14 protein-coding genes are annotated in these 20,488 nt (G+C 73.7%); 4 read left to right on the top strand and 10 right to left on the bottom strand.

The window, feature by feature from the left end; genetic code table 11:
- Positions 1-186: 186 nt before the first annotated feature.
- Positions 187-4,122 carry a discoidin domain-containing protein gene (locus tag ACWERV_RS10110; RefSeq protein ID WP_452931048.1) on the top strand — a complete coding sequence of 1,312 codons (3,936 nt, stop codon included), beginning with the start codon at positions 187-189 and terminating at the stop codon, positions 4,120-4,122.
- 66 nt (positions 4,123-4,188) lie between these two features.
- On the opposite strand, the gene ACWERV_RS10105 is transcribed toward ACWERV_RS10110, so the two are convergent.
- The 4 genes from ACWERV_RS10105 to ACWERV_RS10090 form a co-directional block, all read right to left on the bottom strand.
- The gene (locus tag ACWERV_RS10105; RefSeq protein WP_452931045.1) at positions 4,189-4,836 is read right to left on the bottom strand and encodes a thymidine kinase; all 648 of its coding nucleotides are present in this window, start codon (positions 4,834-4,836) and stop codon (positions 4,189-4,191) included.
- 59 nt (positions 4,837-4,895) lie between these two features.
- Complete coding sequence (locus tag ACWERV_RS10100) at positions 4,896-6,080, bottom strand: alkaline phosphatase family protein (RefSeq protein ID WP_452931042.1); 1,185 nt, start codon at positions 6,078-6,080, stop codon at positions 4,896-4,898.
- Positions 6,080-6,664, bottom strand: a complete 585-nt coding sequence (locus ACWERV_RS10095) for a DUF5998 family protein (RefSeq protein WP_398177929.1) — start codon at positions 6,662-6,664, stop codon at positions 6,080-6,082. Before ACWERV_RS10095 ends, ACWERV_RS10100 begins: the two co-directional genes overlap by 1 nt.
- Before the next feature lie 85 nt (positions 6,665-6,749).
- Positions 6,750-9,593 (bottom strand): bifunctional acetate--CoA ligase family protein/GNAT family N-acetyltransferase, encoded by a 2,844-nt coding sequence (locus tag ACWERV_RS10090; protein ID WP_452931039.1) that lies wholly within the window; start codon positions 9,591-9,593, stop codon positions 6,750-6,752.
- Between the two features lie 152 nt (positions 9,594-9,745).
- Here ACWERV_RS10090 and ACWERV_RS10085 point away from each other — a divergent pair, with 152 nt between their 5' ends.
- The gene (locus ACWERV_RS10085) at positions 9,746-10,027 is read left to right on the top strand and encodes an HPr family phosphocarrier protein (RefSeq protein WP_452931037.1); all 282 of its coding nucleotides are present in this window, start codon (positions 9,746-9,748) and stop codon (positions 10,025-10,027) included.
- A 197-nt stretch (positions 10,028-10,224) separates the two neighbouring features.
- On the opposite strand, the gene ACWERV_RS10080 is transcribed toward ACWERV_RS10085, so the two are convergent.
- The 3 genes from ACWERV_RS10080 to ACWERV_RS10070 all read right to left on the bottom strand — a co-directional run bounded on the left by ACWERV_RS10080 (position 10,225) and on the right by ACWERV_RS10070 (position 13,870).
- Positions 10,225-10,899 carry a GntR family transcriptional regulator gene (locus ACWERV_RS10080; protein WP_398177920.1) on the bottom strand — a complete coding sequence of 225 codons (675 nt, stop codon included), beginning with the start codon at positions 10,897-10,899 and terminating at the stop codon, positions 10,225-10,227.
- A 200-nt stretch (positions 10,900-11,099) separates the two neighbouring features.
- A complete protein-coding gene (locus ACWERV_RS10075) occupies positions 11,100-12,464 on the bottom strand; it encodes a M16 family metallopeptidase (RefSeq protein WP_398179266.1) in 1,365 nt (454 codons plus the stop codon).
- 17 nt (positions 12,465-12,481) lie between these two features.
- Positions 12,482-13,870: a M16 family metallopeptidase gene (locus tag ACWERV_RS10070; RefSeq protein ID WP_452931034.1), complete on the bottom strand. Its 1,389-nt coding sequence runs from the start codon at positions 13,868-13,870 to the stop codon at positions 12,482-12,484.
- Positions 13,871-14,116: 246 nt separating this feature from the next.
- Between ACWERV_RS10070 and ACWERV_RS10065 the strand changes: the two genes are divergently transcribed.
- Together ACWERV_RS10065 and ACWERV_RS10060 are read left to right on the top strand one after the other, a co-directional pair.
- On the top strand, positions 14,117-16,564 hold the full coding sequence (locus ACWERV_RS10065; RefSeq protein WP_452931032.1) for a DNA gyrase/topoisomerase IV subunit A: 2,448 nt from the start codon (positions 14,117-14,119) through the stop codon (positions 16,562-16,564).
- Positions 16,565-16,650: 86 nt separating this feature from the next.
- On the top strand, positions 16,651-17,571 hold the full coding sequence (locus ACWERV_RS10060; protein WP_452931028.1) for a sucrase ferredoxin: 921 nt from the start codon (positions 16,651-16,653) through the stop codon (positions 17,569-17,571).
- Here the strand turns inward: ACWERV_RS10060 and ACWERV_RS10055 are convergent.
- From ACWERV_RS10055 to ACWERV_RS10045, 3 genes are read right to left on the bottom strand one after another with little or no spacing between them, the layout of a single operon-like run.
- On the bottom strand, positions 17,555-18,607 hold the full coding sequence (locus tag ACWERV_RS10055; protein ID WP_452931026.1) for an ABC transporter substrate-binding protein: 1,053 nt from the start codon (positions 18,605-18,607) through the stop codon (positions 17,555-17,557). The two genes, ACWERV_RS10060 and ACWERV_RS10055, sit on opposite strands and share 17 nt — an antisense overlap.
- A 49-nt stretch (positions 18,608-18,656) precedes the next feature.
- Entirely contained in the window at positions 18,657-19,550 is an 894-nt protein-coding gene (locus tag ACWERV_RS10050) for an ABC transporter permease (protein WP_398179263.1), read from the bottom strand.
- 4 nt (positions 19,551-19,554) lie between these two features.
- On the bottom strand, positions 19,555-20,388 hold the full coding sequence (locus tag ACWERV_RS10045; RefSeq protein ID WP_398177907.1) for an ABC transporter ATP-binding protein: 834 nt from the start codon (positions 20,386-20,388) through the stop codon (positions 19,555-19,557).
- Positions 20,389-20,488 lie beyond the last annotated feature (100 nt).

Raw genomic sequence — 20,488 nt, 5'->3', positions numbered from 1 at the left:
GGTCCGGCGGTTCCGGCTGCCCCGGAACCGGGCCCGCACCGCACCACCGAAAAGAACAGCACCACCGAACAGAACGGCACCACCGGCAAGAACAGCACCACCGGCACCACCAGCACCGCACGCACACGCACCATCCGCACGACCCCTGACCGTACGTCCTGTCGTGATCCTCCGGAGGTTGTCCCCGTGCCACCCAGACGTTCCCCGCTCCGGGCGCTGCTGCGCGCCCCCGCGCTGCTGCTGCTCACCGTGGCTGCGCTGCTGCTGCCGGCCTCGCTGCCGGCGTGGGCCGCCGCGCCCACGCTCTACCCGCTGGGCGTCGGCGCCGATCTCGGCCCCGACCCCTTCACCCTGGGCCTGACCGCGACCGCCGGTGACGACGCCTCCGCGCTGCGGACCGGGACGCAGGACGGTACGCCGTACTGGCGCACCGACGTCGCGAACGGCGCCGGATACCTGGCGTTCGACCTCGACCAGGACTACACCGACACCGTGACGGCCGGTCAGCTCACTGTCGCCGTCACCTACCAGGACACCGGCGGCGGCACCCTCCAGCTCACCCGGGGCAGCGGCTCCGGGGACGCGCTGGGCAGTGTCGCGCTGGCCGGGTCCGGTGACTTCACCACCGCGGCCTTCACCGTCCCGGCCGACTTCTCCGCGGGCCGCGAGCTGCGGATCTCCGGTACGGACGGCGGCGCTCCGGCCGACGTCACGGTGGCCCGGGTGCGGATCGCCGCGGGCCTGTCGGTGGACCTCGGCCCCACGGTCGAGACGCACGGCGTCGACCCGCGCGCGGGCGACAACGACTCCCACCTGGTCACCGGCACCGTGGACGGCCGCGGCTACTGGCAGACCGACCACAGCCACGCGGGCGCCGAGACCGGCTTCTTCTACATGAACGCCGACGACACCGTGGTCTACGACACCACGGACCCGGTGGCCGTCAGCATCGACTACTACGACCAGGGCAGCGGCGGGATCCAGCTGGAGTACGACTCCCCGGGCGACACCATCCCGCAGATGTTCAAGCAGTCGCCGCTGTTCACCTACGGCGACTCGGGGACGTGGAAGACCCACACCTTCGTGCTGGACGACGCGATCCTCACCAACCGCTCCAACGGCTCCGACTTCCGCATCACGACCGGCGGCAGCGCGGCCGAACTCAAGGTCGCCCGGGTCACGGTGACGGCGCTGCCGAAGACCCTCGACCCGACGACGGGCCTGAAGCAGCTCGTCGCCCAGGCCGACCTGGCCTACCTCGCCGCCCGCGAGGGCACCCGCGACGGGCAGTACCCGGCGGGCGCCAAGGAGGCCCTGAAGCAGGCCGCGGACCAGGCCCGTACGGTCGCCGAGGGCACCGGCGTGACGGACGAGCAGGCCCGTACCGCCTTCCACACCCTGCAGGCGGCGCTCGACGCCTTCCACGCGCTGGCCGTGAACACCGACCTGGCGCACCTGGGCACCGCCACCGCGTCCAGCTCGGCGGCCGGCTCCTCCCCCGCCGCGGCCATCGACGGCGACGGCGGCACCGCCTGGACCAGCGGCGACGCCGGAAAGGGCGAGACCTTCACGGTGGACCTGGGCAAGCCGCAGCGCTTCGACCAGGTGCTCGCCACCTGGCAGGGCTCCTTCGGCTGGGACTACACCGTGCAGGTCGGCACCGACGGCCGGCACTTCACCACCGTCGGCCGCAGCGGCGCCACCGGCGCGGGCTCCGCGACCAGCACCGCCTTCCCGCTCACCACCGCGCGCTACGTCCGGCTCGCGGTGACCGGCTACGCGCCCGGTGCGAACAAGGTCGCGCTGGCCGACCTGGAGGTGCACCGGCGCAACGCGGTCACCCCGCACCCGGTGCTCGTCCACACCCGCTATCCCACCCCCGACCCGGTGGTCGCCGACTTCGACGTCCGTGCCTACGGCGCCGACGCCACCGGCCGCAAGGACGCCACGGCCGCCGTGCAGCGGGCGCTGTACGACTGCCAGGACGCGGGCGGCGGCACGGTGTGGATGGGCGCGGGCACCTACCGGATCACCACCACCGTGGAGGTCCCGGCCTTCTGCTCGCTGCGCGGCGACCGGCGTGACCCGGACACCGGCTCGGGCTCGTACGGCACCGTGATCAGCGCCGATCTGCCGTCCGGCGCGGACGGCCCGGTGCTCTTCCGGATCGGCGGCAGCGCCTCCGTGCAGGGCGTCACCACGTACTACCCGCGCCAGAACGCCGCCCACCCGGTCCCGTACGGCAACACGTTCGAGATCCCGGGCTCGGCCTGGCAGAGCGACGCCAACTTCATGATGGGCACCGTCGCACACGTCACGATGCTCAACTCCTACCAGGGCATCGGCATCTCCACGAAGGCCGACGACCGCGGGCGTCCCGCGGTGCAGGGCCAGGTGCACGAGTCGGCGACCGTCGCCGACGTCAAGGGCACCGTGCTGTCGGCCGGAGCGACCGCCTACAACGGCTCGGACGTCGGCACCTGGAGCGACGTCACCTTCTCCAACGCCTACTGGGCGAAGGCACCGGCGGCCTACCAGCCGCCGAAGCGGGCCGGCCTGGACCGCTGGACCCGGGCCAACGCCACCGGCCTGGTGCTCGGTGACCTCGAATGGGACCAGTTCTCCGGTATCTCGCTGTCCGACCTCCACATCGGCATCCGGACGGTCAAGGGCCAGCGCGCCACCTTCACCGGCTCGTTCCTGCGCACCTCGGTGGTCCGCACGGACGTCGCCCTCCAGGTGGACGACCTCGACAGCCGCTGGGGCATGTCCTTCGCGGGCGGCACCCTCCAGGGCAGCACGGCCTCGGTGCGCAACACCACCGGCGGCTATGTGAAGCTCACCGGCACCACCCTGGACGGCCCCGCCTCCGGCACCGTCGTCCGGATGCCCGGCGCCGTCCCGGCCGCCCCGGCCGCGACCGCCGACCCGGCCCCGAAGCGGCAGGCGCTGTACGTCGCGAGCGGCGTGCCGCACGGCGTGGGCTACCTGCCCGCGGCCGACGCGACCGGCCCGCTGCAGAAGCTGCTGGACACCGCGGGCAGGCAGGGCGGCGGCACCGTCTACCTGCCGGCCGGCTGGTACCGCGTCAGCACCCATGTGAAGGTCCCGGCGGGCGTCGAACTGCGCGGCGCGGCGGCCTCGCCGAACCGCGACGAGGACGGCGACAGCGGCGGCACCGTGCTCTTCGCCTTCGAGGGCCGCAACACCTCGGCCCCCGCCACCGCCACCGCGCTCGTCACGCTGGCCGGCGACGGCGCCGGGGTCCGCGGCCTGCGGGTCTTCCACCCGGAGAACAACCCGGCGACCGGCTACGTCCCCTACCCGTACGCCATCCGCGGGGCGGGGCGCGGCACCTACGTCGTCGACGTCACGATGACCAACACCTGGAACGGCATCGACCTCACCTCCGAGCGCAGCGACGGCTTCACGGTGCGCAAGGTCGGCGGTGTCTTCCTCAACCGGGGCATCACGGTCGGCGCCAACGACCACGGCACGATCGACGGTGTCCTGAGCAACGGCAACGCCGTCAACCGGACCGGCTTCTACGAGCCGGGCTGGGGCCTGGGGAGCAACCTCTTCCCGCAGACCATCGACGGCGTCACCCGCAAGAACACCGACCTGGTGCACGTCGCGGGCGCCCGCGCCCTGACGGTCCTGGACGTCTTCGGCTACGGCATGCACGACGGCCTGGCCGTGGAGTCCGGCCAGGTCAGCGCCTTCAACCTGGGCACGGACAACCTCGGCGACGGCGGCTACACGGTCAAGGCCGGTCCGTCCGCGGACGTCCGCGCGGTGAACGTCATGCGCTACAACGGCACGACGTACACCGGTCCGGCGAAGCTGTTCAACATCATGGCGATCACCATGGTGCAGCAGTCGGTGACCGCGAGCGCCTCACCCGCGGCCGGCGGCACGGTCACGGTGACCGGCAACGCCACCGAGCCGGGCCGCTACGAGAAGGGCGACACGGTGACGGTCACCGCCGTCCCGGCCGCCGGGTACCGGCTGCTCGGCTGGACGCTGGACGGGGCCGACGTGCCCGCCGACGGCAACGCGCTGAGCGTCCCGGTCACGGCCGACCGCACGGTCGAGGCCGAGTTCGGCCCGGCCGCGGGCTGACCGCCCCCGGAAGAACGCGCGGGCCCGGGGCCGTCCCCCGGGCCCGCGCCCTTCGCGTACCGGCCGTCAGGCGCCCGGCACCGGCAGCACGTCGGGCGCCAGGGCCGCGGCGCCCGCCGACGCGGAGGTCATCCGGCGCCGGTGGTGGCGGCGGCACAGCACCTCGTAGCCCGTCTCGTCCTGCCGGGAGACGTCCCCGACCACCACCTGGGCGCCCTCCACGACCATCTGCCCGCCGACCGTGCGGGCGTTGTGCGTGGCCCGCGCACCGCACCAGCACAGCGCCTCGACCTGCAACGTCTCGATGCGGTCGGCGAGTTCGATGAGCCGCTGGGAGCCGGGGAAGAGCCGGGTGCGGAAGTCGGTCGCGATGCCGAAGGCGTAGACGTCCACGTCCAGCTCGTCGACCGCGCGGGCGAGCTGGTCGATCTGCTCCGGCGCCAGGAACTGCGCCTCGTCCACGACCACGAAGTCCGCGCGGCCGCCGCGGCTTATCAGGGCGACCAGGTGCGCGTAGAGATCCATGCCGTCCACCGCCTCGACGGCGTCGGTGACCAGCCCGAGCCGCGACGACAGCTTGCCCTCGCCCGCCCGGTCGTCCTTGGTGAAGATCACCGCCTGCAGGCCGCGTGAGGCGCGGTTGTGGACGATCTGCAGGGCGAGGGTGCTCTTGCCGCAGTCCATCGTTCCGGAGAAGAAAACCAGCTCGGACATGGCGGGACAGCGGCCTTTCGGTGGAGGGACAGGACAGGGGCGCGCGGACGCGGGAGGACTCAGGTGCGGACTTCGAGCAGCGGCACGAGCTGCTCGGCGGGGACCATCGAGCCGTGCAGGCCGGTCATCCTCGACTCCCCCGGCTCACCGCGGCTCGCGACGATCGCGATGTCGTCACGGGCGACGGCGACCACGTCGCCGATCCTGGGCAGCACCCGCGGCTCCACGTGCGGCCCGAACCAGCCCGCCGCCACCGCCTCGTCGCGGCCCGCGACCCACATCCGGTCGCCCAGCACCTCGCGCCACACCGCGAGCACGTCGGCGGCCGCGCCCGGCACCGCGTAGACGTGCCGGGCACGCCCCTCGCCGCCCAGCAGACCGACCCCGGCGCGCAGCTCCCAGTCCTCGTCGACGTCGATGCGCGACTCCTCGTCGAAGGGGATGTCGGTCATGCCGTGGTCGGCGGTGACGTAGAGCACCGCGCGCGGCGGCAGCTGCTCGGCGAGCCGCTGCACCAGCCGGTCGACCGTCATCAGCTGGCCGCGCCAGGCGTCGGAGTCCACACCGTGCCGGTGGCCCATGCCGTCCAGCTCGCTGTAGTACGTGTAGACGAGCGTGCGGTCCGCGGCGGCCAGCCGGTCGGCGGCCAGGTCCATCCGCTCCTCGCCGGTCAGCCGGCCGTGGAAGGTGCCGCCGGACAGCGCGACCTGGGTGAGCGGGGTGCGCGCGAAGTCGGGCGAGGACACCTGGCAGGTGGCGATGCCCGCGGCGTCGGCGAGCCGGAAGACGGTGGGGTGCGGCTGCCAGACCGCCGGGGCGGTCCAGGGCTGCCAGCGCAGCTGGTTCATCAGCTCGCCGGTCGCCGGGTTGAGCGTCATGTAGCTCGCCAGGCCGTGCCGGCCGGGCGGCAGCCCGGTGCCGACGGAGGCCAGCGAGGTCGCGGTGGTGGCGGGGAAACCGGCCGTCAGCGGGCGGCCGGTGCCGTTCAGCGAACTGGGCAGCAGCGCGTTCAGGTAGGGCGCCTCGTCCGGGTGCCGGGCGATCAGCTCCCAGCCGAGCCCGTCCACGAGGAAGACGCACACCCGGTCGGCGGGCGCGAGCCGCAGTCCGGTGCGCGGCATGCCGTCGATGCCGAACCCCGCGACCGCGGCCGGGACGACGTCGCACAGCGCGGCGCTGCCGTAGGCGGGTACGGGGGCGGTGCGGGGGTCGAGCAGCCCGTCGTCGTGCAGGGGCTGGACCATCAGGCGGCGGCCGCGGTCGCCTCGGAGAGCGCCTGCGCGAAGGCGAGCGCCTGCCGTACGGTGTCGGGTCCGTCGCCCGCCTCGCTGACCCGCAGGGACAGGTCGTCGGCGGTGGAGGAGCCGGTGTAGCCGTGGTCCGCCTCGCAGTTGGGATCCCCGCACGCGGCCGGTTCCAGGTCGATCCGGGAGACGGCGCCCCAGCCGATCGTCAGCACGACCTCGCGCGGCAGCGTGCCCGGGGTGTACGCCTCCGGGTTGGCCACCACCCGGCTGACCACGACGGAGGAGATCCGGCCGATCTTGACCGACTCCGTCGACGTCGTGGCGTAGGGCGTCGGCGAGGAGTCGTCGGCGGCCTGCTCGTCGGTATGGCTGACGATGAAGCGGCTCGCGGTGAGCACCAGCACGGTCACATGCCGGCGCACCTCGTTCGCGTCGAACGTGGTCTCCTGGTGCACCAGGTACGACGTGACGGGCTCCTGCCCGACCGCGGCCTCCACGGCCTCCGACACGAGCCCCGGGTAGTACCCGCTGCGCTCGATCGCCGTCCGCAGTCCCTGCGTGGTGATCCCCGACTTCGCCATACGTCCATCCTAGGGGTCCTGCAGGTCCCCGCGGTGTCGCGTGCCCGGCGCGCGCCCGCCGCCGGTCCGTGCCGCGCGGCGGCCGTCAGTACTGCGACAGGGCCCGCGGGCCGAGGTCGGTCCGGGCGGGCGGCGGCGCGAGCCGTACGGTCGCGGCCAGCACGGTCAGCCCGTGCGGGGCGACGACCACCGGGTCCAGGCGCACCGCGACGACCTCCGGCAGGTCGTCGGCCAGCAGCGACACCCGCAGCAGCAGCTCCTCCAGCGCGCCGGTGTCGACCGGTTCGGCGCCGCGCCAGCCGAAGAGCAGCGGCGCGGCCTTGATGGAGCGCACCAGGTCCGCGGCGTCCCGGTCGGTCGCGGGGACGAGCCGGTGCGCGAGGTCGCCGAGCAGTTCGGAGGGCGGACCGGCCAGCCCGAAGGAGAGCACCGCCCCGGCGGCCGGGTCCACCCCGGCCCGGATCACCGTGTCCACCCCGCGCGGCGCCATCGCCTGGACGACGGGGCGCAGCTCCGCGGGCCCGCCCAGCCGCGCGGTCAGCTCCTCGTACGCGCGCCGCAGGTCGCCCTCGTCGGCGAGGTCCAGGCGGACACCGCCGAGGTCCGGGCGGTGCCGCAGGTGCGGGGCGGTGGCCTTGAGGGCGACGGGGTAGCCGATCGACCCGGCGGCGGCGACGGCCGCGTCGGGGTCCGGCGCGGGCAGCGCGCGGCGCACGGTGACGCCGTAGCGGGCGAGCAGGGCCGCCGCGTCGGCGTCGGAGAGGGTCACGCCCTGCGGCGGCGAGCCGGGCGGCAGCAGCCGGCGCACGTCCTCGGCGGCCGCGGCCTCCTGGATGTCGTCGAAGGCCGGGACGCGTCCCGGGTCGGCCGAACCCGCGCGCCACACGGCGTACCGGGCGGCCTCGGCGAGCGAGCCGACGGCCCGGTCCGGCGCCCGGTAGGCGGGCAGCCGCGCGCCCTCGCCGCCGGGTGCGCCGAGGCGTTCGGCGAAGGTCTCCAGGGCCAGGTGCACCACGACGACCGGCTTGTCCCCGGCGGCGGCGCGGCGCAGCGCGTCGGCGAGCGCGGGGTCGTCGCCCTCGTCCGGCACCCCGTCCAGGGCCCCGGCCTCGCCCGGCGGGGCGGCGGGTGGCAGGGCGTCGGCGGTGACCCGCGGGATGGCGGTGACCACGACCGCGTCCGTCGCCGGGTCGGCCAGCGCGCGGGTCAGGGCCTCGGCGAAGTCGGCGGGGGCGGCGGAGGTGGTGAGGTCCAGCGGGGCGGAGGGGCGCAGGCCCGCGGTGAGCGCGGCGTCGTAGGTGAGCAGGCCGAGGGATTCGGAGTTGCCGAGGATCGCCAGCCGGTCGCCCGCGGGGAGCGGCTGGAGGGCCAGCAGGAGCCCGGCGTCGAGGAGTTCGGTGACGGTGTCCACGCGGATCACACCGGCCTGCCGGAAGAGCGCGCTCACGGTGCTGTCGGGGATGCGCGCGACGGGCACCGCGTGCCCGGCGGGCACCGAGCCGCTGTGCAGGGCGCCCTTGACGACCACGACGGGCTTGACGGCGGCCGTGCGGCGGGCGAGCCGGCTGAACTTGCGGGGGTTGCCGAAGGACTCCAGGTACATCAGCACGGCGTCGGTGTCCGGGTCGTCCTGCCAGAACTGGAGCAGGTCGTTGCCGGAGACGTCCGCGCGGTTGCCGGCCGAGACGAAGGTGGAGGGCCCGGCGCCGCGCCGGTGCAGCCCGGACAGCAGCGCGATGCCGATCGACCCGGACTGCGTGAAGAGCCCCAGCCGCCCCTGGTGCGGCATGCCCGGCGAGAGGGAGGCGTTGAGCCGCACGGAGGGCGCGGTGTTGAGCACCCCGAAGGCGTTCGGCCCGATGAGCCGCATGCCGTGGCCGCGCACCAGCCGTACCAGTTCGCGCTGCCGCTCGCGGCCCTCGGGCCCGGTCTCGGAGTAGCCGGCCGCGACCACGACCAGGCCGCGCACACCCGCCTCGCCGCAGTCGGCGACGGCCTGCGGCACCTGCCCGGCGGGCACCGCGACCACCGCGACGTCCACGCTCTCGCCGCGTGCGGCGATCTCCCGCACCGAGCGGAAGCCGGGCACCCCGTCGAGGTCGGTGTCCGGCGCGAAGGAGTGGTTGACGGCGTACAGGCGGCCGGTGAAGCCGCCGGCGGCGATGTTGCGCAGCAGGGTGCGCCCCACCCCGCCGGGCCGCCGCCCGGCGCCGATCACGGCGACGGACTCCGGGCGCAGCAGCCGCTGCATGGAGCGGGCCTCGGCGCGGTGCTCGCGCGAGCGCATGACCTGCACGGACTCGGCGGTGGGCTCCAGGTCCAGGTCGAGGTGGACGACGCCGTCGGCGAAGCTGCGCCGCTGGGTGTAGCCGGCGTCGGTGAAGACCTTGACCATCTTGCTGTTGGCGGGCAGGACGTCCGCGGTGAAGTGCAGGATGCCGCGCTCGCGGGCGACGGCGGCGATGTGCTCCAGCAGTGCGGAGGCGACCCCGCGGCCCTGGTGGGCGTCCTGGACCAGGAAGGCGACCTCGGCCCGGGTCCCGGCGGCGCCGGACACGGCCCGGCCGTGCTCGTCGGTGCGGTCGTAGCGGACGGTCGCGATGAACTCGCCGCCGACGGTGGCGGCCAGGCCCACGCGGTCGTCGTAGTCGTGGTGCGTGAAGCGGTGCACGTCGCGGTCGGACAGCCGGGGGTAGGGCGCGAAGAAGCGGTAGTACTTCGACTCGTCGGAGACCTTCTCGTAGAAGTCGACCAGGCGTCCCGCGTCGTCCGGGCCGATGGGCCGGACATGGGTGATGCCGCCGTCCCGCAGCACCACGTCGGCCTCCCAGTGGACGGGGTAGGGCCGGGGCGCTGCTCCCCGCGGGCCCTGGGCGTCTCGCGGGCCGTGCGCGCCGTGCGGTTCTTCCGGGCCTTGCGGGTCGGTCATGGCCTCCAGCGTATGCGGCGTGGCCATCTGGCGGGCGGCAGGCGCACGCGGGACCCTGGGCTCACCGGCCGGGTGCCCGGGTTGCGCCCGCGTCGTGCAAAAATGGTCTAGACAACTTGCACGATCTGACACACACACCGAAGGGCAACACCATGGTTGAGCGCCGCGTCAACGTCGGCTGGGCGGAGGGCCTGCACGCCCGCCCGGCGTCCATCTTCGTCCGCGCGGCGACCGCCGCCGGGGTGCCGGTCACCATCGCCAGGCAGGGTGGCGGCCCGGTCAACGCCGCCTCGATGCTCGCGGTGCTGAGCCTGGGCGCGAAGGGCGGCGAGGAGATCGTGCTGGCCTCCGAGGCCGAGGGCGCCGAGGTCGCGCTCGACCGGCTGGCCAAGCTGGTCGCCGAAGGCCTGGAAGAGCTTCCCGAGACCGTCTGACGCCTCGGGCGCCATGACGTGGCGCCGCACGGCTTTCCGCCGCGCGCGAGCAATTGCGCGCACGCCGGAACCAGCGGGTCCCGCAATCCACCAGGATTGCCGGGCCCGCTTTTTCACGCCCGTCTCACGCCTTTTCCGCGACCGCCCGCGGCGATACCCCGGACGATAATCACGCACTCTTGTATACGGTGCGATTGTTAATTGCGGCGGCGCCCCGCGTTTACACGGTGTTTCAGGGTTCTCACCGCCGCGGCGTGCTCCAGATGGACCGCGGCGAGCCTGCGGGCCCGCTCGGCGTCACCGCGCGCGACCGCGTCCACGATCGCCGCGTGCTCCTCCCACGCCTCCGCGGCGCGCCCCGCCCCGTCGTCGGCGTAGACCCAGGAGATCTTGTGCCGCAGCTGGATCAGCAGCGCGGCCAGCGTCGGGCTGCCGGAGGCCTGCGCGAGCGTCTCGTGGAACCACCCGCTCAGCGACGGCAGATCCGACACCTGCCCCTGCACCGCCCGCTCCTGGCCCAGCCGCACCAGTCCGCGCAGCACCTTCAGATGCGCGTCGGTGCGCCGCTGCGCCGCCCGCGCGGCGCCCAGCGGCTCCAGCAGCCCGCGGATCTCCAGCAGGTCGGCGGCCTCCTGCTCGGTGGGCTCGGCGACCGACGCACCGGCGTGCTTGCGGGTCCTGACGAAGCCCTCGGACTCCAGGGTGCGCAGCGCCTCGCGCACCGGCACCCGCGAGACGCCGTAGCGCTGTGCGAGCAGTTCCTCGGTCAGCCGGCTCCCCGGCGGGAAGTAGCCGGCGACGATGTCGTCGCGTATCGCCGTACACACCACCTCGGCAGAGATTCGCCGCGCGGTGCCTTCCGACCCGCTCACGTCCGATTCCGCATCGCCCGACCACGTCCTTTCCCCGAATTGTGCAGCGACTCTATTCCAGCACACCGGGAAAGGGGAATGCGGCCCCGGAATTACGGTGGTATGCGCATACGCGCGGACCCCGGCGCGCACGGGCGCGCCGGGGTCCGTCGGCGGTCGCGGGGCGCGCGGGCGGCGGACGCCCGCGTCTCCCGCGGGGCTCAGCTGGTGACGCGCACCGGTCCGATGCCCAGCTCGCGCACGGGCTCGGCGATGGCGGAGGCGTCGCCGACCAGGATCACCACCATGCGGTCCAGCGGGAAGGCGCTGACCACGGCCGCGGTCGCCTCGACGGTGCCGGTCGCGGCCAGCCGCTCGTACAGATGCGCCTGGAAGTCGTCCGGCAGCTGCTGCTCGACCTGGTCGGTGAGCGTCCCGGCCACGGCCGCGGCCGTCTCGTAGCGCAGCGGGGCCACGCCCACCAGGTTCTGCACCGCGACGTCCCGCTCGTCGTCGGTCAGTCCGCCCTCGGCGAGGGTGCGGACGACCTGCCAGGCGTCGGCCAGCGCGGGCCCGGTGACCTCGGTGGCCACCGAGCCGTTGATCGCCAGCAGCGCCGCGCCGGTCCCGTCCGCGGAGGCCAGCAGCACCTGCGCGAAGGCCCGCACGCCGTAGGTGTAGCCCTTCTCCTCGCGCAGCACCCGGTCCAGCCGCGAGGTGAGGGTGCCGCCCAGGCAGTAGGTGCCGATGACCTGGGCCGGCCACACCGCGGCGTGCCGGTCGGGGCCGGTGCGGCCGATGAGGATCTGGGTCTGCACCGAGCCGGGCCGGTCCACGATGACGACGCGGGCGGCGTCGTTCGCGGTGATCACCGGGCGCGGGCGCGGCTGCGCGGCCGCGCCCGTCCAGCGGCCGAGCGTCTCGTCGAGCAGCGCGGGCAGGTCGATGCCGGTCAGGTCGCCGACCACCACCGCGGTGGCCGTCGCGGGCCGGACGTGCGCGGTGTAGAAGGCGCGCACCGCCGCCGCGTCGATCCGCCGGACGGTCTCCTCGGTGCCCAGCCGCGGGCGGGAGCAGCGCAGCTCCGCCGGGAAGAGCTCCTTGGACAGCTCCATGGCCGCGCGGCGCGCGGGGTTGGCCAGCTCGTGCTCGATCTCGTCGAGCCGGTTGGCGACCAGCCGCTCGATCTCGTCCTCGGCGAAGGCCGGGGCGCGCAGCGCCTGGGCCAGCAGCGACAGCGCCCGGTCCAGCCGGGAGGCGGGCACCTCCAGCGACACCCGCACCCCGGGGTGGTCGGCGTGCGCGTCCAGGGTGGCGCCGCAGCGCTCCAGTTCGGCCGCGAACTCCTCGGCGGTGTGCTCGTCGGTGCCCTCCGACAGCGCCCTGGCCATGATGGTCGCGACACCGTCCAGGCCCTCCGGCTCGGCGTCCAGCGGCGCCGCGAGCAGCACCTCGACCGCGACGACCTGCTGGCCGGGGCGGTGGCTGGTGAGCAGCGTCAGCCCGTTGCCGAGCGCGCCGCGCTCGGGGGCCGGGAAGGCCCACGGCTTGGGCGCGCCGGCCTGCGGCTGCGGGTGGAACGTCATGACGGCGGTGGTGTCGCTCACAGCTCGCCCTCCTCCTGGTCCGTGCCGGCGTCCGCGGCGGCGTCCTGCTCCCCGGCCTCGTCGTCGGCGGCGGCCTGCTGCGCCGCCTTGCCGGTGGGCTCGTACAGCAGCACCGCCCGGTTGTCGGGACGCAGCCGGGCCGCGGCGACCGCCCGGACCTCCTCCGGGGTGACCTCCAGCACACGCTGCACCGCGGTCAGCGCCTTCTGCGGGTCGCCGAACAGCACGGCGAAGCGGCACAGCTCGTCGGCCCGGCCGCCGACGGTGGCCAGCCGGTCCAGCCACTCGCGCTCCAGCTGCGCCTGCGCCCGCTCCATCTCCTCGGGCGTGGGGCCCTCGGCGGCGAAGCGCGCCAGCTCCTCGTCGACCGCGGCCTCGATCGCGGCCAGCTCGGCGCCGCCGGACGACTTGACGTCCAGCCATCCCAGCGACGGCGCTCCGGCCAGCCGCAGCAGCCCGAAGCCCGCGGTCACGGCGGTGCGGTCGCGGCGCACCAGCCGGTTGTGCAGCCGGGAGGACTCCCCGCCGCCCAGCACCGTCAGCGCCAGATCGGCGGCGTCACCCGCACGGGTGCCGTCCTCGGGCAGCCGGTAGGCGGCCATCAGGGCGCGCGAGGGCACGTCCTCCTCGACGACCTCGCGCAGCTGACCGCCCATCACGTCGGGCAGCGAGCCGTCGCGCGGCTGCGGCTTGCCGTCGTGGGCGGGGATGGTGCCGAAGTACTTCTCCACCCAGGCGAGCGTCTGCTCCGGGTCGATGTCGCCGACGACCGCGAGCACCGCGTTGCCGGGCGCGTAATACGTGCGGAAGAACGCCTGGGCGTCCTCCAGCGAGGCCGCGTCCAGGTCGGCCATCGAGCCGATCGGGGTGTGGTGGTACGGGTGGCCGTCGGGGTAGGCGAGCGCGGTGAGGCGCTCGAACGCGGTGCCGTAGGGCACGTTGTCGTACCGCTGGCGGCGCTCGTTCTTGACCACGTCCCGCTGGTTGTCCAGGCTCTCCTGGTCCAGTGCGGTCAGCAGGCTGCCCATCCGGTCGGCCTCCAGCCACAGGGCCAGTTCCAGCTGGTGGGCGGGCATGGTCTCGAAGTAGTTGGTGCGCTCGAAGCTGGTGGTGCCGTTGAGGGAGCCGCCCGCGCCCTGGACCAGTTCGAAGTGGCCGTTGCCCTTGACGCTCCCCGAGCCCTGGAACATCAGGTGCTCGAAGAGGTGGGCGAGGCCGGTGCGTCCCTTGACCTCGTGGCGCGAACCGACGTCGTACCAGAGGCAGACGGCCGCGACCGGGGTGAGGTGGTCCTCTGAGAGCACCACCCGCAACCCGTTCGCCAGGCGGTGCTCGGTGGCTGTCAGGCCGCTGGAGTGTGCCTCCGGCGAGGCCGTGTGACCCATGGGCAAGCTGTCCTTCCGGTCGCGTGCGTCTGTCCGCTGACTGCGTAGAGTGCTGCCACTCTAGGCAAGCGAGTGCGCGGGCGGTGAAGTTCCCGGTCGCGGACGCGCTCGTGCCGGGCCGTGGTCGGCGTTGTCGGCGGCGCGGTCCACAATGGTCCGCGTCAGTTCACCCGGTCCAGCCGAACAGATGTCCGGTGCAGCAGAACCACCGGTGCAGCAGGAACCAGACGAAGGAGCGCCGCCGAGATGGCCCGCCGCACGACGAAGACCCCGCCGCCGGACGACGGTTTCGAGGAGCGGATCCTCGACATCGACGTCGTGGACGAGATGCAGGCGTCGTATCTCGAATACGCCTACTCGGTCATCTACGCGCGCGCCCTGCCCGACGCCCGGGACGGCATGAAGCCGGTGCACCGCCGCATCGTCTACCAGATGAACGAGATGGGCCTGCGCCCCGAACGCGGCTTCGTCAAGTGCGCCCGGGTCGTCGGCGAGGTGATGGGCAAGCTGCACCCGCACGGTGACGCGTCCATCTACGACGCGATGGTGCGGATGGCGCAGCCCTTCTCGCAGCGCCTCCCGCTGGTCGACGGGCACGGCAACTTCGGCTCGCTGGACGACATGCCGGCCGCCATGCGCTACACCGAGGCCCGGATGTCCGGCCCGGCGCAGCTGATGGTCGAGTCGATCGACGAGGACACCGTCGACTTCTCGCCCAACTACGACGGCCAGGAGCAGGAGCCCGCGGTCCTGCCGGCCGCGTATCCGAACCTGCTGGTCAACGGCTCGTCCGGGATCGCGGTCGGCATGGCCACCAACATGCCGCCGCACAACCTCGGCGAGATCGTCGCCGCGGCCCGGCACCTGATCCGCTACCCCAACGCCGACCTGGACGCGCTGATGCGCCACGTCCCGGGCCCCGACCTGCCGACTGGCGGCCGGATCATCGGCCTGGACGGGATCCGCGACGCGTACGAGACCGGCCGCGGCACCTTCCGGATCCGGGCGACGGTCACCGTCGAGGACGTCACGGCGCGCCGCAAGGGCCTGGTCGTCACCGAACTGCCCTTCAACGTCGGCCCCGAGAAGGTCATCGCCAAGATCAAGGACATGGTCGGCGCGAAGAAGCTCCAGGGCATCGCCGACGTCAAGGACCTCACCGACCGCGAGCACGGCCTGCGGCTGGTCATCGAGATCAAGAACGGCTTCAACCCCGAGGCCGTGCTGGAGCAGCTCTACAAGCTCACGCCGATGGAGGACTCCTTCGGCATCAACAACGTGGCGCTCGTCGACGGCCAGCCGCTCACCCTGGGCCTGCGCGAGCTGCTCCAGGTCTACGTCGACCACCGCTTCGAGGTGGTGCGCCGCCGCAGCGAGTTCCGCCGCACCAAGCGCCGCGACCGGCTGCACCTGGTGGACGGCCTGCTGGTGGCGCTCGTCGACATCGACGAGGTCATCGCGATCATCCGGGCCAGCGAGAACGCCGCGCAGGCCAAGGAGCGCCTGATGGAGCGCTTCGGCCTGTCGGAGATCCAGACGCAGTACATCCTGGACACCCCGCTGCGCCGGCTGACCCGCTTCGACCGGATCGAGCTGGAGGCCGAACGCGACCGGCTGAACGCGGAGATCGCCGAGCTGACGCGGATCCTGGATTCCGACGCGGAGCTGCGCAAGCTGGTGTCCGCCGAGCTGGCGGCGGTGGCCAAGCAGTACGGCACCGAGCGCCGCACGCTGCTGCTGGAGTCCGGCGGCGCACCCGTCGCCGCGGTGCCGCTGGAGGTCGCCGACGACCCGTGCCGGGTGCTGCTGTCCTCCACCGGACTGCTGGCCCGCACCACGGCCGACGCGTCCGGGGACGGGGGCGGCGGCAAGCGCGCCAAGCACGACGTGATCGTCTCCGCGGTGCCCACCACCGCCCGCGCCGACATCGGGGCGGTGACCACGCACGGCCGGCTGCTGCGGCTGACGGTCATCGACCTGCCGGTGCTGCCGGAGTCCACCGGGCCGCTGACGCTGGCCGGGGGCGCGCCGCTCGCCGAGTTCGTCTCGCTGGAGGACGACGAGCGGGTGCTGTGCCTGACCACGCTGGACGAGTCGTCGCCGGGCCTCGCGCTCGGCACGGAACAGGGCGTGGTCAAGCGCGTCGTGCCGGACTACCCGGCCAACAAGGACGACCTGGAGGTCATCGGCCTCAAGGACGGGGACACGGTGGTCGGCGCGGTCGAGCTGCGCACCGGCGAGGAGGACCTGGTCTTCATCACCGACGACGCCCAGCTGCTGCGCTACCCCGCGGGCCAGGTGCGCCCGCAGGGCCGGCCGGCCGGCGGCATGGCGGGCATCAAGCTCGCGGAGGGCGCCAAGGTGATCTCCTTCACCGCGGTGGACCCGGCGGTCGACGCGGTGGTCCTCACCGTGGCCCGCTCCGAGGGCACGCTGGACGGCGCGGGCGAGGGCACCGCGAAGCTCACGCCCTTCGAGCAGTTCCCGCGCAAGGGCCGGGCGACGGGCGGGGTGCGCTGCCAGCGCTTCCTGCGGGGCGAGGACGGACTGCTGCTGGCCTGGGCGGGCCCCACCCCGGCCCGCGCCGCCACCGCGGCGGGCGCACCGGCCGAGCTGCCGCCGAAGGACCCGCGCCGGGACGGCTCGGGCGTGCCGCTGGCCAAGCCGGTGACGGTGGTGGCCGGACCGGTGTGAGGCGGACGGGCCCGGCGCCGGGCCCGTCCTCCGCGGGGGCGGGGGCTCCGCGACGTTGCCGCGGAGCTGCGGGTTAGGCTCCCCCGGTGACAGTTACGTGCACGTCCGCGTCGGCGGAGCTGGGTGAGTCCGTCGCGGCGACCGCGGCCGTCGCGACCACCTGGCTGCTGGTCGAGCAGCCGGGCCCGTGGGGGGACAAGGCCCTCACGTCCAGCCGGCTCGACCCCGCCGTGGGCCGCGAGCTGGAACACCTCGCCGACGGCACGGGCGTGCGCGTCGCCCTGATCCGCCGCCCCGGGCGGCACGCCGACCGGCACACCCCGGCCGCGCACCAGGTGTTCGTCGCGCACACCGCGCCGGGCGGCTCATGGGTGCGCACCGGCTCCGTCGCGGATCCCGCGGAGCTGACGGCGCTGGACCTCACCGCGCTGGGCGCGGGTACGCACGGGGGCTTCGGCGAGGCGTACACCGGTCCGCCGCTGGCGCTGGTGTGCACCAACGGCAGGCGCGACCGCTGCTGCGCGGTGCAGGGCCGCCCGCTCGTCACCGCGCTGGCCGCGGCCGAGGGCCCCGGTATCTGGGAGGCCACCCACCTGGGCGGCCACCGCTTCTCCCCCACCGTGCTGGTGCTGCCCTACGGCTACGCGTACGGGCGGGTCGACGCGCGGCTCGCCAAGGAGGTGCTGACGGCGGCGCACGCCGGGCGGATCACCCTCGACGGCTGCCGCGGCCGCTCCTTCTGGGACCGCCCCGGGCAGGCAGCCGACCTCGCCGTACGCGCCCTGACCGGCGAGGACCGGGAGGACGCGCTGACGGTGTCCGGCACCGCCCCGCACGGCCCCGACGGCTGGACGGTGCGGGTGGCGCACACCGACGGCCGGGCCTGGGACGTCGGCGTCTCCCGGACGGCCGGGCAGCCGCCGCGCCCGGAGAGCTGCGGCGGCGCGCTCGGCACCCCTGCCGCCTTCACCGCGGACCGGGTGGCGGCCGTCAGCGGGCCTTCGTGACGAACTCCGTGGTGTAGGTCTTCGCCAGGTCCACCGTGGCGTTCTTCAGGTTGGGGTTGAAGGCCTTCAGCACGCGCTCCACGGTCGCCGGGCCGTCGGGCGGCATGACCCCGTCGGTGGTGAACATCGGCAGCGTCGCCTTGATCGAGGCCGCGTAGAGCTGCGCGCCGCCCTGCGCGTAGTCCGCGGGCATCTTGGCGGCGATCTCCTCGGGCGTGTGGGTGGACATCCAGCCCAGGGTCTTGACGAAGGCGTTGGCCAGCTTCTGGACGGTGTCCTTGTGGCCGTTGACCCAGTCGGTGTTCATGTAGAGGCTGGAGGACGGGTAGAGGCCGCCGAGCGCCTGCCGCGAGCCCTCCGGGGTGCGCATGTCGTAGAGCACCTTGCCGATGCCCTTGTCCAGGATCTGCGCGACGGTCGGGTCGGTCGTCATACCGCCCTGGATCGCGCCCTGCTGCATGGCGGCGATGAACGTCTGTCCGGCGCCGGCCGCGACTGGCGTGAAGTCGCTGACCTGGACGCCGTTGCTGACGGCCAGGTACTTGGTGAGGAAGTCGGTGGAGGAGCCGAGGCCCGTGACGCCGAGCTTCTTGCCCTTGAAGTCCTTGGCGGAGGTGATGTCGGCGGCGGCCTTGTCCGACACGACCTCCACCTCGCCGGGCGCCTGGGCGAACTGCACCACCGACTCCACGTACTTCTTCTTCGTCTGGAGGTCCAGCGTGTGGTCGTAGAAGCCGACTGCGCCCTGGACGTCACCGGACACCAGCGCGGTGGTCGCGTCGACACCGGCGGGCTCGGTCATGAGGGTCACGTCCAGGCCCTCCGCACGGAAGTAGCCGAGCTGCTGGGACAGCATCGCCGGCATGTAGATGACCTTGTCCAGACCGCCGACCATGATCTTGACCTTGGTTCCGCCGCCGCCGGAGCCGCCGGAGGAACCGGCCTTGCCGGAGGAGTCGTCGGCGCAGGCGGTCAGCGTGGTCAGGGCGAGGGCCGCGGTGACGGCGAGCGCGGGGAGGGTTCTGCGGGTGCGCATGGGGGTCACGTCCTTGTGAGGTGGTGGGGCGGTGGAAGGAGGCGGTACGTCAGCGGCCGGTGCCCGCGTCCGCGGGCTTCCAGCGGAAGAGCCGCTTCTCCAGGAAGGTGAGCAGGCCCTCGGCGACGAGGGCGACGACGGCGAGGATGACCATCGCCGCGTAGACACCGGCGGCGTTGAAGGTGCCCTGCGCGGTGGAGACCATCAGGCCCAGGCCCTTGGTGGCGCCGATGTACTCGCCGACGATCGCGCCGATCAGCGCGAAGCCGAAGCTGACGTGGAGGCTGGTGAAGATCCACGAGGTGGCCGAGGGGATGACCACCTGGAAGGTGACCCGCCGGTTGCTCGCCCCGAGGATCCGGGCGTTGGCGACCAGGTTGCGGTCGACCTCGCGGGCGCCCTGGAAGGCGTTGAAGAAGACCGGGAAGAAGACCAGCACCACCGCGGAGGCCACCTTGGAGGCCGGTCCGAGGCCGAACCAGATCAGGAAGATCGGGGCCAGCACGATACGCGGCAGGGCGTTGAGCACCTTGACGTAGGGGCCGAAGACGTCGGCGAGGAAACGCACCCGGCCCAGCGCGATGCCCAGCAGCACACCGGCGACGACGCCGATGAGCCAGCCGAACAGCGCCTCGGACAGGGTCGCCCAGATCTGCTCGGCGAGGCTGCCCTGCGCGGTGCCGTGCAGCGCCCACTGCCGGATCTGGTCCCAGATCTTGCTGGGCATGGAGAAGTTGAAGGGGTCGATGACCCCGGTGCGGGCGAACCACTCCCACAGGCCGAGGACGGCGGCGAGCACCAGCAGCCGGCAGCCGTACACCAGCAGCGTGCGGTTGCGGGCGGCGCGGGCCCGCGCCGCCCTGCGGTCGGCCGCGGACCCGGAAGCCGCGGCCTTCACCGTCTCCGGCCTGCCGGGCGCGGCCCGCTCAGGGCTCGCGTCCACGGGGTCACGCAGCGTTTTCGGCGGCTTCGGCACCGGTGGCACCCCTCTCCCTGGTGATGCGGACTTCCTCGCCGAGCGAGGACCAGATCTCGCGGTAGATCTCGACGAAGCGCGGTTCGAGACGGACCTCCTCGACCTTGCGGGGCCGGGGCAGGTCGATCGTGAAGACCTCCTTCACGGTGGCCGGGCCCGCGGTCATGACCACGACCTTGTCGGCGAGCGCGATCGACTCCTCCAGGTCGTGCGTGACGAAGACCACCGAGGCGCCCGTACCGGCCCACAGCTCCAGCAGCTGGTCCGACATCAGGGCCCTGGTCTGCACGTCGAGCGCCGAGAAGGGCTCGTCCATCAGCAGGATCGACGGGTCGTTGACGAAGGTCGCGGCGAGCGCGACGCGCTTGCGCTGGCCGCCCGACAGCTGGTGCGGGTAGCGGTCCTCGAAGGCCGCGAGCCCCACCCGGGAAAGCCAGTCCCGGGCCCGCTCCCTGGCCTCCGCCCGGGGCACACCGCGAAAACGCGGCCCCGCCATGACGTTGGACAGCACGGTGCGCCACGGGAAGACGGCGTCCTGCTGGAAGACGAAGCCGACCTCGGTGCCGATGCCGCGCACCGGCTCCCCGCCCACCAGCACCTCGCCTTCCGAGGGCTCCTCCAGGCCGCTGACCAGCGTCAGCGTGGTGGACTTGCCGCAGCCGGTGGGGCCGACGACGGCGACGAACTCACCGCGCCCGACCGTCAGGTCCAGATCTCTCACAGCGGTGTGCAGCGCGCCGGACGGTGTCCGGAACGCCTTTCCCGCCCCCCGCAGCTCGATGGCGGGACTCGTGTCGTGGGTCATGGCGGTGGACGCTACGAGCGCCCGCCGGGCCCGCACAGGCTTGTGAGCGCAAGCCCGCCTTGTGCCCGCAAGCTGGGCTTGTGCTCGTTTAGCCCACGTC

Source organism: Streptomyces sp. NPDC004031 (genome assembly GCF_053604375.1).
This window is presented reverse-complemented; position numbering and strand designations above follow the sequence as displayed.

Excerpts from the sequence above, each read along its gene's own strand:
- ACWERV_RS10105 (WP_452931045.1), bottom strand. The coding sequence starts at position 4,836 with ATGTCCGAGCTGGTTTTCTTCTCCGGAACGATGGACTGCGGCAAGAGC.
- ACWERV_RS10085 (WP_452931037.1), top strand. The coding sequence starts at position 9,746 with ATGGTTGAGCGCCGCGTCAACGTCGGCTGGGCGGAGGGCCTGCACGCC.
- ACWERV_RS10075 (WP_398179266.1), bottom strand. The coding sequence starts at position 12,464 with ATGACGTTCCACCCGCAGCCGCAGGCCGGCGCGCCCAAGCCGTGGGCC.
- ACWERV_RS10095 (WP_398177929.1), bottom strand. The coding sequence starts at position 6,664 with ATGGCGAAGTCGGGGATCACCACGCAGGGACTGCGGACGGCGATCGAG.
- ACWERV_RS10045 (WP_398177907.1), bottom strand. The coding sequence starts at position 20,388 with ATGACCCACGACACGAGTCCCGCCATCGAGCTGCGGGGGGCGGGAAAG.
- ACWERV_RS10055 (WP_452931026.1), bottom strand. The coding sequence starts at position 18,607 with ATGCGCACCCGCAGAACCCTCCCCGCGCTCGCCGTCACCGCGGCCCTC.
- ACWERV_RS10070 (WP_452931034.1), bottom strand. The coding sequence starts at position 13,870 with ATGGGTCACACGGCCTCGCCGGAGGCACACTCCAGCGGCCTGACAGCC.
- ACWERV_RS10100 (WP_452931042.1), bottom strand. The coding sequence starts at position 6,080 with ATGGTCCAGCCCCTGCACGACGACGGGCTGCTCGACCCCCGCACCGCC.
- ACWERV_RS10090 (WP_452931039.1), bottom strand. The coding sequence starts at position 9,593 with ATGACCGACCCGCAAGGCCCGGAAGAACCGCACGGCGCGCACGGCCCG.
- ACWERV_RS10065 (WP_452931032.1), top strand. The coding sequence starts at position 14,117 with ATGGCCCGCCGCACGACGAAGACCCCGCCGCCGGACGACGGTTTCGAG.